Origin of the sequence: Peribacillus simplex, assembly GCF_001578185.1 — a bacterium.
In the GTDB taxonomy this organism is placed as follows: domain Bacteria; phylum Bacillota; class Bacilli; order Bacillales; family DSM-1321; genus Peribacillus; species Peribacillus simplex_A.
The window spans coordinates 1,734,828-1,750,015 of the sequence record NZ_CP011008.1 but is presented as its reverse complement, the minus strand read 5'-3'; the positions used below and the strand labels follow the sequence as shown (position 1 = coordinate 1,750,015).

Sequence of the window (15,188 nt, the reverse complement as noted above, 5' to 3'; positions counted from 1 at the left end):
TAATAATCTAACCTAGTAGACTAGAGATATTCTACTACTTAGATCGATACACAACTTTATGCCTATATATTTCATTGTAATCTTGATAAAAGTTACTAGGAAATCTCTTAATAATAAATAATTAGGCAGGTGGATTTTATGTGCGGTTTTGTAGGATGTATTCAAAAATATCCGAAAGCCATAAATTCAAATATGAAAGAAACGATCAAGAAGATGAACACGATCATTACCCATAGGGGTCCGGATGATGAAGGTTATTTTTTTGATGATTTTGTAAATTTTGGATTTAGGAGATTGAGCATAATCGATATAGATAACGGTAACCAACCTCTTTCATATGAAAATGAACGATATTGGATCATTTTTAATGGCGAAATCTACAATTATATTGAACTAAGGAAAGAACTCATTGATAAAGGGTATGAGTTCACGACGGATTCTGATACGGAAGTAATATTGGCTCTCTATAGTAGCCATAAAGAGCAAACCGTCCAGAAACTGCGCGGCATGTTCGCTTTTGTCATTTGGGATAAAGTCGAACAAAAACTATTTGGGGCAAGGGATCACTTTGGAATCAAGCCTTTTTTCTATTGTGAACAAGATAATGTCACATATTTTGCATCAGAAAAAAAGAGTATCTTGACAGCGATGAATGAAGAGTTGGACGTGAATTCATTACAGCATTTTCTCAGCTTTCAATATGTTCCCGAACCATCTACCTTATCCAATAACATTAAAAAGTTATCACCTGGGCATTATTTCACTAAAGAGCCCGGAAAGAAAATGGATATAAAAGAGTTCTGGAAACCTACTTTTCGCCCTTCCAGTATAGAAGATTCAAAAGTCATTAAAGAAATACAAGAAACCTTAATTGACTCGGTGAACGTACATATGAGAAGTGATGTTCCGGTTGGATCTTTTCTATCAGGTGGGATTGATTCATCATTTATCTGCTCCATCGCAAAACAGATTAATCCTAAGATCAAAACCTTTTCTGTAGGGTTCGAAAGAGATGGATACAGTGAAATAAACGTTGCACAGGAGACAGCAGCCGCTTTGAATGTAGAAAATATAAGTTATATCATAAGTCCTGAAGAATTCTTGGCAGAACTTCCAAAGATTATCTGGCATATGGATGACCCATTAGCAGACCCCGCTGCCGTTCCGCTATATTTTGTCGCACGGGAAGCTAAAAAGCACGTTAAAGTCGCCTTGTCCGGTGAGGGTGCAGATGAATTATTCGGCGGATATAATATATACCGGGAGCCCCATTCCCTGCGCATGTTTTCCCATATACCTGCACCGTTGAACAACGTGTTGAGGACACTTTCCTCTATTTTGCCAGAAGGGGTTAAAGGAAAGAGTTTTATAGAGCGTGGAGTAACACCTTTAGAAGATCGATATATCGGAAACGCAAACATATTCGACGAGAAAGAGAAAAAACTTTTACTAGTGAATTATCTCAATGGTTTAGAAAATGAAAAAGTTACAAGTCCAATCTATTCAAGTTCTTTAGGTTATGATCCTATTACCCAAATGCAAAACATTGATATTCAAACTTGGCTAAAAGGTGATATTTTATTGAAGGCAGATAAAATGTCTATGGCGAATTCTTTAGAGGTGAGAGTTCCATTTTTGGATAAATGCGTATTCAATACGGCTTCAAAACTTAGTATGGATCAAAAAGTAAGAAATGGAACGACCAAATACATGCTTCGAAAAGCTGCCCGCGGGATTGTGCCGGAACATGTATGGAGCAGGAAGAAGCTGGGTTTTCCAGTACCTATCCGCCATTGGTTAAAGGATGAATTATATGATTGGGCAGTAAAGTTAATCCAGGAGAGCCCAACTGACTATCTTTTTAACAAACCGCAAATTATGAAATTACTTGAAAATCATTTAAATAATAAAACGGACAACAGCCGGAAGCTCTGGACCATTTTGACTTTTATGATTTGGCATCAAATTTATATAGAAAAACAATATGAGCCACGGCCTCAAAAGGCTTTACAATATGCTGTAAATTAAGCATCCATTGGCTCGTTTACTCATTTGCACCCAAGCATCAATGTATTAGGCTTGGGTGCTTTTATTTTTACATGATAACAACCAAAAAACGAGGATCCGTTTAAATTAACAATTGGTATATGACGAATTTCTCATAAGGATTAAATTCAGTCAAGCCTGGTAATATCACTTCGCCCTTCAGCTCGAAGGCGGTTTGATTTTCGAGGAAAAAAATATAATCCTGTGACCCATAAAATAAAATCAGTTCGATTTGGCGCGGTTCTTTTTCAAAGGAAAGCAATATATTATTGATGATTTTCATAAAGATCTGTACTGAGAACGGATTAAAGAAATAAAACCGATTGTCTTTCGAATCAATATCATATTCTTCCGCTAAACAACAGTGGAATTCTATATTGCCATTGTTGTTTTTCCTTTTCTTCTTATAGTTATTCAGATTCCCAATCGCTTCTTTATAGTAGTTTTCATTCATCTCCACGCCAACCACAGATGATTGATATAAGTGATGGATAAAAAAATTCAATCGTCCTTTACCACATCCAAAATCCACAATGCGATCATTTCTTTTTAGTGGGTATTTTTTGAATAAATGTTCTAATGCACTATATGGCGTAGGTTCGTATCGATGGTAATGCAAAGAATCATTGAAAATTTTTTGTTCCCCTTCCGTCTTGATGTTTAGCATCTCATCATAAATTGTTTCTTTCATTGTAATATGCACCTGCTTCATGGTTATTTCAAAAAGGGATTCCTAACTAAAAACCCCAAATAAGGTTGATCTTATCCAGGGTAAAGTTTTGTTATATGAATGTCCAGACAATTAATTGGATTTTGCTTTAGTTACATAACCATTAAAATCAGAGATGCATGGGCTGGCCATATAATGACCGCCTTCAATCTGGATCGTCTGGGGTACATTCTTTATCCCTAACTGATCAATTATCGTTCGGTTTTTACACCTTGCTGTTTTAGCCCTATTGCTTTCCGCTTAATCTCTTCCAAATAATGCACTCTTGTTCCCATAAGAAAAACACCTCCAAATTCGTATTTATTATAAATACGACTCAGGAGGTGTTTTTACCTTGTCTCATTTTCCTACTTCATCATCCCATATGATCCAATCATGAACCTCAAGGATTTCCAAAAATTTCATCAAACGAGGTAAGGCTGGTTCTGCTTCCTCACCAAAATGTTCACTCATCGCTTCAGAAATCTGTTTGACATTGCTTTGGAACTCCATTTGTTTAATGGCAAATGCCCCAAACTTATCAAGCTTGATTTTACGGACTGATGGTTGTTTAAGGAAACGAATCGTAATTCGTTCCACAAAATTGGTCCGTTGAATGACTAAAAAAGTTGCTTCCAAAGATTCTTGTTCCATTGTGACGCGTTTTTCCAAAAGGGGAACCATGGTTAACAGGTTCCTCTTTTTTGATTGGCGTTTACGAAGCATCTTCTTTTTTCCCTTTGCTGGATACGAACCATAGCAATCCAGCTAGAGCAAGGAATAGTAAGAATGGTAGCAAATTGCTGGCTAATTTAGCCGTGGCCGGGACTTGGACACCTGCTGCAATCAATATGGCAATAAGTACACCAATCAATGATTCACCTGCTATTAAACCAGATGCAAATAATACACCCCTATCAACACGTGCTTTAAGCGCTTCTTTCGTTTTCGAGAAGAACTCAACGAAGAAACGGATAAATCCACCGATCATGATTGGGGCACTAGTATGAACCGGCAAATAAATGCCGACAGCAACAACAAGTGAATTCAGACCGAAAAACTCTAATGTGATGGAAATAGCCGCACCGATAAAGATAAGGGTCCAAGGTAGATCTCCCCCAAGAACACCTTCAGCAAGTATTTTCATAAGTGCCGCTTTAGGTGCAGGTAGTTCTGCAGATCCCATCGTATAAGCATTGTCCATCAGAACCAGGATAAAACCAATGACAGAAGCAGACGCAACGACACCGATCATCATGGCAACTTGTTGTTTCCATGGTGTTCCGCCCACAATATATCCTGTTTTTAGATCTTGAGAAACATCTCCGGAAACCGCAAGAGCAGTACAAATGATCGCAGCAACGGTTAAAGCCGCTACCATTCCATTCGTACCAGTAAAACCAATTGCTTTATAGACAATCGCTACAATCAATAGTGTGGCTATGGTCATCCCGGAAACAGGGGAAGAAGAACTTCCGACGATCCCAACAACCCTTGAAGCCACCGTCACGAATAAAAATCCAAAAAGCGCAATTGCAATCGCACCGATGATTCCTACATCTGTTATTGGTGTGAAAGCAATGATTAAAATAACGATGATCGTTCCCAACCAAACGTACTTAGCCGGGATGTCTTTTTCAGTACGGATCGAACCCGATTTAAGTTGCCCTTTATTGGCTTTTACGCCTTTAAGGGTATCAAAAACTGAACTGAAAAGTATAGGTAATGTTTTGATCAATGTGATCAATCCGCCAGTTGCAACAGCACCAGCTCCAATATAACGTATATAATTATCCCAAATTCCCCATGCATCCAATTCACCGATCGGTACATCAGAAGGGAAAATGGCTGTTCCATTGCTGCTGCCAAAGAAGCTGATTGCCGGTATGAGAACGACCCATGCTAATAGCCCTCCACCTAGCATTTGTCCTGCAACACGCGGCCCAATGATATAACCTACACCCAAAAGGGAAGGAAAGGCATCAAGACCAACCACCGCATTTTTAAAGTTTGTGATTCCTGTTTCAACCTCTGTTTTAAAAAGCTTAAAACCATCACCAAGCCCTTTAACCATACCGCCGATAACCAAACCGGCTCCGATTAATTTGGCACTTGTACCACCTTCTTCTCCTGACTTCAGAACCTCGGCACATGCCGTACCTTCAGGATATGGTAATGTTTCATGTTCCCTTACAATCAAAAGCTGGCGAAGGGGAACCATCATGAAGACCCCTAAAAATCCCCCAGTTAATACAACGAAAATGATGAATGCTTGACTCACGTCCATGTCCCACATGAATAATGCTGGAATGGTAAATACAGCACCGGCACCAATTGCCTCACCTGCCGTGGTCATCGTTTGCACAATATTGTTTTCTAAAATTGAATCCCTGCGAAAAACCCCTCTTAAGATAGCCATTGAAATTACCGCTGCGGGTATTGAAGCAGAGACAGTTAAACCAATAAGTAGGCCTAAGTATGCATTTGCCGCACCGAATACGATTGCAAGAATGATCCCTAGAATGACTGCCGTTGCAGTTAATTCCGGTAGAGATTTTGATGCAGAGACGTACGGGACGAATTTACTTTCTTTCGAATTGTTCGACAATTTAGCCACTTCCTATGTTAAACTTTAAAATCACAGAGAACATTATATCACTGTAATTTAAAGTCATGCAATGGGAAAATTTCTCTTACTAAAAGTTTGATTATATCCAAAATTCAGATTAGCAGTTTCGGTTTTAAAGTATATTAAAATAATATTTCTCTAATTACCATCTGGTTTGATTCAATTGCTTTCCATTCAACAGGCTATTATATAATATTTTTTTCCCTGTGCCCTTTAACTGATATGCAGCATTCATAAACAATCATTAGGAACAATAAGCAATTACCCACTCTGTGATTGCACATTAAAATAAAAACTAACATATCCTGGCAAGATCAAGTCTCCGGAAAAGGAATGATATATTCATGGTCTCCTATATGGACTATACTTCACCATCTACACAATACTTTTTCGATGTTAACAAGAGCACCTTCGTTAAAAAAAACAATCAAAACTATATAAATGTATTAGGTATCAAACAATTGAACACACTCGAAAATGTTTCATTATTAGATATTTACCTTAGTACCGACAATGTCGTAGAACCGCATTATCACCAAAATGCTGCAGAGCTAGTGTACTGCATTTCTGGAGCTGCAACCGTTTCATTACTGAATCCTTTTACAAAACAAATACAAAATTACCCCATTAAACCCGGTCAAGTAGCCAATGTTCCACAAGGTTGGTGGCATTATGAAGTAGCCAATACTGATAACACCCATCTGCTTGCCATTTTTAATGCACCAACACCTGAAGTGATCCTGGGTTCGGATATTTTGAAATTGACGCCTGCAAATATTATGGCGCATACGTATTGTATCGATGAAAACCAATGGAAAAAAGTAATTGCACCGGTTCAACCATCAACATTCATCGGTCCGCCAGCCAACTGCGATAGAGCGGCCGAAGAAGACAGTCAGCAATACCCGCAATATATTAATCACTATGATAACCAAATGTATACTGCCCCGTCATACAACTATCAATTTCAACCTAATCCCCAGTATTATTATTGAAGATAAATTGGGAAATTGATTAACCCCGTTCATGGATGGCGTCTAATAAAAAGGGATCGAAAAAAGCAATGAAGAACCCCATTACTTAAGAGTCCTCCATTGCTTTTAATTGCATGACCCTTTTAAAAGTCATTCATTTACTTCGCCACATCTTACATTATTGTGGTCACCCAATGTGGTTTAGGGGCATTATAAAATCCATAACACGTATTCGTTATACAATTTCTATATATTCTACCGAGTTTCTTCTTCTTATATAAGAGATTCTCAAATTGATCCCCCTCTATAAAAACAGATTATTCATTCTATTTTACGTTTGCTCAGAACTTATCTTACCTTTAAAGGAACGTGCTCAATCCAGTTTTATAAAAAATTAAATTGTCGGATTCTTATTTGCATCTTTTTGGAATTTTGTTTTTCATATTATCATAAGTCCTCTAAATTGCTCAGTTTCCATTTCGGTTTCATTTTGATTCTCAAAGATATAAAAGTGATGAAGAAGAAAATAATACACAAGTCACAGACTATTTAATGCTACTAACACTATATACCTCCCGACTGATCTCACCCGGCAAACATTTGATGTACTATTAAATCGAGTTTGATATCTTCGCAACTTACACAAGGCCGTTGCTTTTTTGTTCCAAAAGGGAGACAAATTATATAAAAACACGATTAGTGTAATCGCAAATGAACAAATATATAACAATTTGTCATCATACGTGGCTATGAGTTTATATTTATATCACTTACTTAAAAGCAACAAAAGGGCATAAGTCCCTTTCATTAAAGGTTTATGCCTTTTATTTTCATACAGTTGCTAAAATGTTTCCCTTACTTTAAATTTTTAATTTTATTATAAATCATAATCTGCATTCCTAAGACAACCCCAATTAGAATTGCTATGATGAAAAAGTGGTATCAGTAAGTTTAGGGCATTCAAATGTTTCCATAACCTTAGATAAATATAGTCATGTTACCCAGAATATATAGGACTCATCAGCAGAGAACTTTTCATAAGCTAAAAAGAGCCCTTTAGCAATAAATGTGGTCACTTAGTGGTCATTTAATAAGGCTGTTTTCACATACTTTGTTGCTATTTACCAGGTAGTGAGTTGTGGTTGATTTCCCCTCCAGATGCTCGCTTTCCGCGGGGCGGCGGTGAGCCTCCTCGGCGTAAACGCCTGTGGGGTCTCACCTGTCCCGCTGCTCCCGCAGGAGTCTCGCACTTCCGCTCCAATCAACCTTAAATAGTTTTGTTTTAAAAACAACAATCTTTACGAAAAGAGCCTTTAATAAAAATAACACTGGAGAGTCCTTGTAAATAAGGGTTCTCCAGTGTTTATTATTACATGATCCTCTTGAACATTTTCTCCATTTCATAAATGGAATAAGAGATGATGATAGGTCTTCCATGAGGGCATGTGAAGGGATCGGTTGTCCGTCTTAGTTCATCCAAAAGTGCTTGAATTTCATCATTGCGCAGATGACGGTTTGCCTTAATGGAGGCTTTACAGCTCATCATGATTGCTGCTTCCTCACGCAGTTTTTTGATGTCTACCTTTTTCATCGATAACAATTGTTCGATCATTTCTTCCAGTATTTCCTGTTCAATTCCTTTAGGGAACCATTGAGGATGCGATCTGACAATATAGGCGTTATAGCCAAACTCCTCTAAAAAGACGCCGACTCGTTCCAACTCATCCCGATATTCATTTATCCGGATACATTGGTCAGTCGAAAATTCAAGCGTGATGGGTACGAGCATATCCTGTAGCTCGTTTTCGACTCGTCCGACTTTTTCTTTAAAATATTCGTATTTGATCCGTTCCTGGGCAGCATGTTGGTCTATGATATACAAACCTTTTTCGTTTTGGGCAAAAATATATGTTCCATGCATTTGCCCAATTGGGTACATTGGAGGGATTCGACTCTCCGACTCATCCTCCTCGATTTCTTCCTCTTGCTCGACAGTGTAGGTTGTATATTTTTCAGCCGATTCGAAATATGGTTTTCTTTCATCTTCTGGTAAGACCGGTATATAGGCATCTCCCATTTGCTGCTGTTCATTGCTGTAGATTAATTCCTTTATCGGTTCGAGATTGAATTCTTCAACATGATCCTCATAATTCTTTTGTCCCTGCTTTTCCCGGATCAAGGTATCCTTCAAGAGTGAAGCTTCTTTCTTGGCTTCTTCAAGGATACGCTTCCCCTTTTCCACGACATGGTCCAAATCCAGAGTAGTTTGCTCACTTTTCACCTGTTCTGGCTTTGGTGCAGGTGTATATCCACTAGGAATGAGAGATAGCTTTTTAAACGCAGATTTAATCGTTTCTGATACAAGACTGTAAAGCTCCTGTTCCTTACTGAGCCTTACCTCCATTTTAGATGGATGGACATTGACATCGACAAGAATCGGATCCATTTCAATATTCAACAAAGCAATTGGAAAACGGCCAATTGGGAGAAGTGTATGGTACCCATCCAAGATCGCTTTCACGAGTGCATAGTTTTTTATGAAGCGGCCGTTTATCATGGTTGATATATAATTCCTTGAAGCCCGGGTGACCTCCGGCATAACTATATATCCGGATAATTTGAAGTCCAAAGAGCTTGCCTGAATCGGAATCATCTTTTTGGCGATATTAGTCCCATAGATTGCTGCTAGCACCTGCCTGACATCACCGTTACCATTCGTATGCAGGATACGCTTCTCATTGTGGGATAACCGTATAGAAACATCCGGGTGCGAAAGTGCGAGCCTGTTAGCGACATCCGTAATATTTCCTAGCTCGGTATGAATGGTTTTCATATATTTCAACCTTGCAGGAGTATTGTAAAACAAATCGGAAACCAGGATATCCGTTCCCTTACGGCTGGATGAAGCCTCGAGTTCTTTAACCATGCCGCCTTCAAGAAGTATGCGCGTTCCTACACCTTCGCCAGTGCTGCTTTTCAATTCGAAACGGGAAACTGAAGCAATACTGGGCATCGCTTCTCCCCGGAAGCCCAGTGTTCGAATTCGGAAGAGGTCATTTTCATCTTTTATTTTACTTGTGGCATGACGTTTAAATGCTGCCTCAATGTCATCAGCCAAAATCCCATCGCCATTGTCCACGATTCTAATGGAACCAAGTCCAGCTTCCACCAATTCAATCTCTATAATGGTACTGTTTGCATCTATTGCGTTTTCCACAAGTTCCTTAACGACTGAGGCAGGGCGTTCTACAACTTCGCCAGCTGCGATTTTATTAGATAAAGCCTCGTCAAGCTGTATGATTTTCCCCATTTTTATCGCCTCGCTTTTGTTCTCATTTTAGTTTCTTTTGTAATTTATAAAGAATATTCATCGCCTCAAGTGGCGTCATTTCAAGGATATCCAGTGATTTTATGTCGTCCAGCACCTTATTTTCCTTAGGTGAAGAATTCACTCTTCCCTTAGGAGTCTCTTCCCCAAAGAAGGAAAGCTGTGCTTCATTGACTGATGTTACAGGAGCTGCTTCGGCGATAGGTGCTTTTACAACAGCAGCAGGCTGCTCATGCATCCCCTTTTCTTGTCCATTTTCATTCTCTAACTTCGCTAAAATAGCAGCGGCCCGATCAATTAACTGCTTCGGTAAATCAGCAAGCTTTGCCACGTGAATTCCATAACTTTTATCTGCTGGCCCTTCTTTAATTTTATGAAGGAAAACGACATTTCCATTTTGCTCAATTGCACTGACATGGATATTTTTCAATTTAGGCAGTTCCGATGCCAATACCGTCAATTCATGATAATGAGTCGAAAAGAGGGTCTTTGCCCCAATTTCTTCATGAATATATTCAATGATGGCCTGGGCAAGTGCCATCCCATCGTAAGTTGATGTTCCCCGCCCGATCTCATCAAATAATATCAAACTGTTTTCAGTCGCATTCATAATGGCATTTCTTGCCTCAAGCATCTCGACCATGAATGTACTTTGACCGGAAATCAAATCATCAGCAGCGCCAATCCTAGTAAATACCTTATCAAAAATAGGCAATTCAGCTATACTTGCGGAAACGAAGCATCCAATCTGCGCTAGAATCGATGTTAGTGCAAGCTGGCGCATATACGTGCTTTTACCCGACATATTGGGCCCTGTGATCAAGAGTAGCTCCCGTTCTCCATCCATAAAGCAGTCATTTGGGACATACTCCTGTGATTGAAGGACTTTCTCCACTACTGGATGCCGGCCTTCCTTCAGGACGATTCTTCGATCATCAGAAAAGACAGGCTTCACATAATGGCGTTCTTCGCTAATCGTCGCAAAGCACTGCAGGACATCCAATTCACTGACGCCTTTCGCCAAATCCTGTAAGCGCGGGATATAGCTTTTGACCTCTTCACGAAGATTGAGGAATAGGTCATATTCCAAACTGATGCTTTTTTCCTCTGCTTGTAAAATCAAAGCTTCCTTTTCTTTTAATTCAGGTGTGATATAACGTTCGGCATTCGTTAAAGTTTGCTTCCTTTCATAGCGCCCTTCTTCAAGCAGGTGCAAATTGGCTCGTGTGACTTCAATATAATAGCCAAAAACACGATTATAACCGATTTTCAATGATCTGATTCCTGTACGTTCCCGCTCTTCACGTTCCAGCTGAGCAATCCACGTTTTCCCGTTCCTGCTGGCATCCCTGTATATATCCAGCTCCTTATGGAAACCGTCCTGAATGATATTCCCTTCCTTGACGGACAATGGCGGGTTTTCAACAAGCGCTGTTTCAAGTAAATCCGTCACTTCTTCACAAGGATCCAATTTATCGGCAAGAATTGAAATATCATGTTCGGAAGCCATTGAATTCACGATTTCACGAATGATTGGCACCTGTTGCAATGAACGCTTCAATTGAATCAAGTCCCTAGCGTTTACATTCCCGAAGGCGACCCTTCCGGCCAGCCTCTCCAAGTCATACACTTCCTTCAGGCGTTCACGTAAGTCTTGCCGTTCGAAGTATTGATTTTTCAGGGTTTCAACAAGGCTTTGCCTCCGCTCGATCTGGTTTTTATTAATGAGCGGTCTATCAATCCATTGCTTCAGCATCCTTCCGCCCATGGCTGTTTTCGTTTCATCAAGCAGCCATAATAATGAGCCTTTTTTACCTTTGGAACGAATGGTTTCAGTCAACTCCAAATTGCGTTTGCTATAATAATCAATTTTCATATATTGTGACGTTTCATATGCAAGCACTGGCTGTAGATGATCCAGGCTGCGTTTTTGGGTACGGTATAGATAATTCAATAAACGTGAGGTCGTTGTCGCCAGTTTCTGGTCTTTTAACAGTTGAAGCAATGCAGCGAATGACTCGCTTTGAACCAAATTATTCTCTAGGGACAGAGCGGCAGCTCCCCGTTCTTGCAGCTTTTTTTTCCATTCTTCATTGAAATCTTCAGCGATGACCACTTCGCTAGCACCAAGGATGGCAAATTCATTCAGAACTTCTTCAAAACTCTCAATCAAAGTGACCTTATTTTCCCCTGTCGATAAATCATTGTATCCAAAGCCAAACTGACCATCCGTAAAATAAGTGATGGTGGCAATATAATTATTTTCCTTTTCTCTAAGACCCTTACTGTCCATTTTCGTTCCCGGAGTAATCAGCTGGACAACTTCCCTGCGTACCACACCTTTGGCTTGTTTGGGATCCTCAGTCTGTTCACAAATAGCTACTTTAAACCCTTTTTCTATCAATATATCAATATAATTAGGAGCCGAGTGATATGGAATCCCGCACATCGGAATTCGATCTTCACTACCACCTTCTCGGCTCGTTAATGTGATTTCGAGCTCCTGTGATGCATTCAGTGCATCGTCAAAAAACATTTCATAAAAATCGCCTAAACGAAAAAATAAAAAGGCATCTTGATACTCTGCCTTAATTTTTAAATATTGCTGTATCATCGGAGTATATCCAGCCATTCTTTCAAAACCTTTCCAAACTAAAATCTATTACCCATTTATGTCCTTCATTATAACATACGGGTAAGCAACATTGCCTGTATTCGAAATTGAATGTAAATCAATTACCCTGTGGGATTAAACTGTTGAATGCTAGTTAAGTATCCGCAAAAATATGTACACGTATATAGTATCATTTCAATCTTATTTTTTTGATAAAGGACTTGTCCCGCTTCAAAATAAATAAAACCGGATGAAGGGAATGTCATCCGGTAGTTACTTTCTATATTCTATTCGTCTTCGAATTCATCAAGGAAATCCGGATCTAAATCTTCAAATTCCTCATCATCGAAATCAGAGCCCCAGTCATCCTCACAGCGGCCATCTGGATTAACAGCGACACAAATTTTCGTTTCGCCGACGACTTCCACAAAGAATTCTCTTTCCACATGGACAATGATTTTTTGTCCACACGGGGAGATGCAAGCTTCTAAACAATTCGGCTGTTGGACAGCTTGTGCAACGATTTCATGGTCATCATGACAATCCGGATCACGGTATTTCAGCGAAATCACGTCGGTATATTGCACTTTTTCAGTAACAACTTCCGTCTTTGAATTATGGTTATAGGAATACCAAACGTTGATTTCGTAGCTGCCGTGAATTTCTACCTTTTTGCCGACTTTCTTTGCATCGTATTTATGGTTGATGATCCAACAACCTAGAATGCTAGAAGGATGATGAGCCGGGCAAATGGTGTGAGAGGACTTTGTGAATTTACGTCCCTTTGCCACCACCGCTTTAGTAATTATCTCTCTATATTGTGACATGCTAGCGAACCCTCCTCATACAGTTTCCATTCATCCTATGCGTGGTAAAAGTCTAGTGTGCGTAGAATTTTAATTGTTTGAAAACTGCAGTAATGTTTTAAACCTAGGTTATTTTATGCGCATCTTTTGGGATATGTGTCACGAATGGGCGCTGTATAAGGATTTCCAAGTATTAAAAAAGCCCTTCTAAATTGAAATTTGGCCCTGATAGCTGACACATAAAAAAGCGTCCCTTTTCCGGTTTATTTATGTTCCAATAGGAGTAATGAGTATGGACGGAGGGGGTCAACGAGTAAGAATACATATACTGATTTACAGATTAAAGAACTTGAAAAGAACCCAAAAATCATAAGTGCTTCAGAGTGTTCTATTTTCCTATAATCCTGAATTTAAAACAAAAGCTATTAAGGAATATAAAAAAGGGGAAATCCCCCTCTCAAATTTTCATAGAACATGGATTCAATCTCGAAATCATTGGTAAGGAAAAACCTAAGCGTTGTCTACAGCGCTGACGTGATACCTTGAAAGGCTTGGTGGAGGAAGGCTTCCTGAACGCCGCGGAAAAGGAAAGACGCCCTTCTTCTAAGCCACAGTCTGCAGAGAATCAACTTAGGAAGGCCGAAGCGAGAATCAAATTCCTTGAAACGGAAAATGACTTCCTAAAAAAGCTGGAAGAGTTAGAAAGGCGGGCGTTTAAAAAGAAATCATTTTCACTGCAGCTGAGAAGTTCTATCTGATTGAAAGAACGATCAGGCAATACCAGTAAGAAGGCTGTTTCCTATCTATGCAAATTAGCTGGTGTAAGTCGAAGTGGCTACAATGAGTGGTTAAAGGCAGCTCCAACCCGTAAGCTACGCGAGGAACAGGATGATTTGGACATAAAATTAATTAAAAATATACTCCTCAGTAAGAAGGAAAAAGCAGGCACCCTCCAGATCAAAATGGTTATGGAAAATGATCATTCGGCCGTCATGAATCATAAGAAAATCAGACGGTTGATGGCAAAATATAATCTCTTCGCAAAAATCAGAAGGGCCAAACCGTCTCGAAAGATAGCTAAGACAACCAAGGAGGAGCATCATACTTGTCCAACCTTCTTAATCGTGAATTCAAACCGAGGGAGCCAGAGGAAATTCTGCTAAAGGACATTACCTATCTTTATTATGGAAAGGGTCAGCTTATTTATCATGCGTAAAAGATTCGGCCATAAAAGAAATAGTTACGTATCATTTATCCACTCAATTAGATATGAATATGTTTATGAAACATTAAACAAGCTAAGGCAGGCTGTGAATCACGAGTTCCATCCGAGTGCAATCCCCGTAAGGGAAACTGTTGGGATAATGCGCCGATGGAAAGTTTTTTTGGCCACTTTAAAGATTTAGCAGAATATAAAACATGTACTAATTTAACGGATGTGAAGGAAGAAGTTGATCCAGTTATTGAAGAATACAATGAGTCTCGTTATCAATGGGGACTATAGAAAATGGCCCCGGTACAATACCGGGACCACCTATTAGCCAATTTTTTTATACTGTCAAAAAAATGGGGTACACTTTACCCGAATAAGGGACTTTTTTACTGTGACCATTATTCGGGGTATAGTTCAAAATCAGTAGGGCTTTTTAATATTCATGAACAACTTCCGCCTCCAGCTTGCACCTGTGAACCTGTCTCACCGCGAAGGACGTCGCCTTCAGTCGATTCAATGATCAGGTCCGTTACCTTATTCGATACTTGTGATGAGACCATTTGCAAAAGATCATTTACATCAACTTGGGATTGTTTGAATTCTTGGACGATCGGTAGTTCATCCAATTGTTTTTCCAGTGCATCGATTTTAGCCTGAACTTGGTTGTATGCTTTTTCTTTTCCGTAATGCTGGAAGTTTACCGCCTGTTTTTGCAAGCTCTTGATACTGGCGATCATTTCACGGATTTTTTGGTTTTCATTGATGTGAGCTTCTGCCCGTTTAAAGAAATCGACTTCTTCCGTGCTCGCAATCATTTCAGCAAGCTCTGCCGCTTTTGACAGTATGTCATCTTTAGTATATTTAGTCAT

General features: G+C 39.4%; 11 protein-coding genes. 4 read left to right on the top strand and 7 right to left on the bottom strand.

From position 1 onward, the window contains the following. Positions 1-138: 138 nt before the first annotated feature. Positions 139-2,028, top strand: coding sequence for an asparagine synthase (glutamine-hydrolyzing) (gene asnB / locus UP17_RS08250; protein ID WP_061462488.1), 1,890 nt, complete (start codon positions 139-141; stop codon positions 2,026-2,028). 100 nt (positions 2,029-2,128) lie between these two features. Here asnB and UP17_RS08245 read toward each other — a convergent pair whose 3' ends face one another. The 3 genes from UP17_RS08245 to UP17_RS08235 form a co-directional block, all read right to left on the bottom strand. Continuing rightward, entirely contained in the window at positions 2,129-2,737 is a 609-nt protein-coding gene (locus UP17_RS08245) for a methyltransferase domain-containing protein (RefSeq protein ID WP_061462487.1), read from the bottom strand. Between the two features lie 378 nt (positions 2,738-3,115). Next, positions 3,116-3,481 (bottom strand): PqqD family protein, encoded by a 366-nt coding sequence (locus UP17_RS08240; RefSeq protein ID WP_061462486.1) that lies wholly within the window; start codon positions 3,479-3,481, stop codon positions 3,116-3,118. Then, positions 3,471-5,363, bottom strand: coding sequence for an OPT family oligopeptide transporter (locus tag UP17_RS08235; protein ID WP_061462485.1), 1,893 nt, complete (start codon positions 5,361-5,363; stop codon positions 3,471-3,473). Before UP17_RS08235 ends, UP17_RS08240 begins: the two co-directional genes overlap by 11 nt. Positions 5,364-5,728: 365 nt before the next feature. Between UP17_RS08235 and UP17_RS08230 the strand changes: the two genes are divergently transcribed. After that, complete coding sequence (locus UP17_RS08230) at positions 5,729-6,379, top strand: cupin domain-containing protein (protein WP_061462484.1); 651 nt, start codon at positions 5,729-5,731, stop codon at positions 6,377-6,379. 1,348 nt (positions 6,380-7,727) lie between these two features. On the opposite strand, the gene mutL is transcribed toward UP17_RS08230, so the two are convergent. From mutL to UP17_RS08215, 3 genes are all read right to left on the bottom strand, one after another. After that, positions 7,728-9,668 carry a DNA mismatch repair endonuclease MutL gene (mutL, locus tag UP17_RS08225; protein WP_061462483.1) on the bottom strand — a complete coding sequence of 647 codons (1,941 nt, stop codon included), beginning with the start codon at positions 9,666-9,668 and terminating at the stop codon, positions 7,728-7,730. Positions 9,669-9,690: 22 nt separating this feature from the next. Beyond that, entirely contained in the window at positions 9,691-12,318 is a 2,628-nt protein-coding gene (gene mutS / locus UP17_RS08220; RefSeq protein ID WP_061462482.1) for a DNA mismatch repair protein MutS, read from the bottom strand. Positions 12,319-12,587: 269 nt separating this feature from the next. After that, positions 12,588-13,127, bottom strand: coding sequence for an outer spore coat protein CotE (locus UP17_RS08215; protein WP_056526911.1), 540 nt, complete (start codon positions 13,125-13,127; stop codon positions 12,588-12,590). Positions 13,128-13,864: 737 nt separating this feature from the next. Between UP17_RS08215 and UP17_RS26205 the strand changes: the two genes are divergently transcribed. Together UP17_RS26205 and UP17_RS26200 are read left to right on the top strand one after the other, a co-directional pair. Then, positions 13,865-14,269, top strand: a complete 405-nt coding sequence (locus tag UP17_RS26205; protein ID WP_081108757.1) for an IS3 family transposase — start codon at positions 13,865-13,867, stop codon at positions 14,267-14,269. 125 nt (positions 14,270-14,394) lie between these two features. Then, a complete protein-coding gene (locus UP17_RS26200; RefSeq protein WP_430151200.1) occupies positions 14,395-14,610 on the top strand; it encodes an integrase core domain-containing protein in 216 nt (71 codons plus the stop codon). Between the two features lie 149 nt (positions 14,611-14,759). On the opposite strand, the gene UP17_RS08200 is transcribed toward UP17_RS26200, so the two are convergent. Next, positions 14,760-15,188 carry a YlbF/YmcA family competence regulator gene (locus tag UP17_RS08200; protein WP_061462481.1) on the bottom strand — a complete coding sequence of 143 codons (429 nt, stop codon included), beginning with the start codon at positions 15,186-15,188 and terminating at the stop codon, positions 14,760-14,762.

Excerpts from the sequence above, each read along its gene's own strand:
- asnB (WP_061462488.1), top strand. The coding sequence starts at position 139 with ATGTGCGGTTTTGTAGGATGTATTCAAAAATATCCGAAAGCCATAAAT.
- UP17_RS08245 (WP_061462487.1), bottom strand. The coding sequence starts at position 2,737 with ATGAAAGAAACAATTTATGATGAGATGCTAAACATCAAGACGGAAGGG.
- UP17_RS08240 (WP_061462486.1), bottom strand. The coding sequence starts at position 3,481 with ATGCTTCGTAAACGCCAATCAAAAAAGAGGAACCTGTTAACCATGGTT.
- UP17_RS08230 (WP_061462484.1), top strand. The coding sequence starts at position 5,729 with ATGGTCTCCTATATGGACTATACTTCACCATCTACACAATACTTTTTC.
- mutL (WP_061462483.1), bottom strand. The coding sequence starts at position 9,668 with ATGGGGAAAATCATACAGCTTGACGAGGCTTTATCTAATAAAATCGCA.
- mutS (WP_061462482.1), bottom strand. The coding sequence starts at position 12,318 with ATGGCTGGATATACTCCGATGATACAGCAATATTTAAAAATTAAGGCA.
- UP17_RS08215 (WP_056526911.1), bottom strand. The coding sequence starts at position 13,127 with ATGTCACAATATAGAGAGATAATTACTAAAGCGGTGGTGGCAAAGGGA.
- UP17_RS08200 (WP_061462481.1), bottom strand. The coding sequence starts at position 15,188 with ATGACTAAATATACTAAAGATGACATACTGTCAAAAGCGGCAGAGCTT.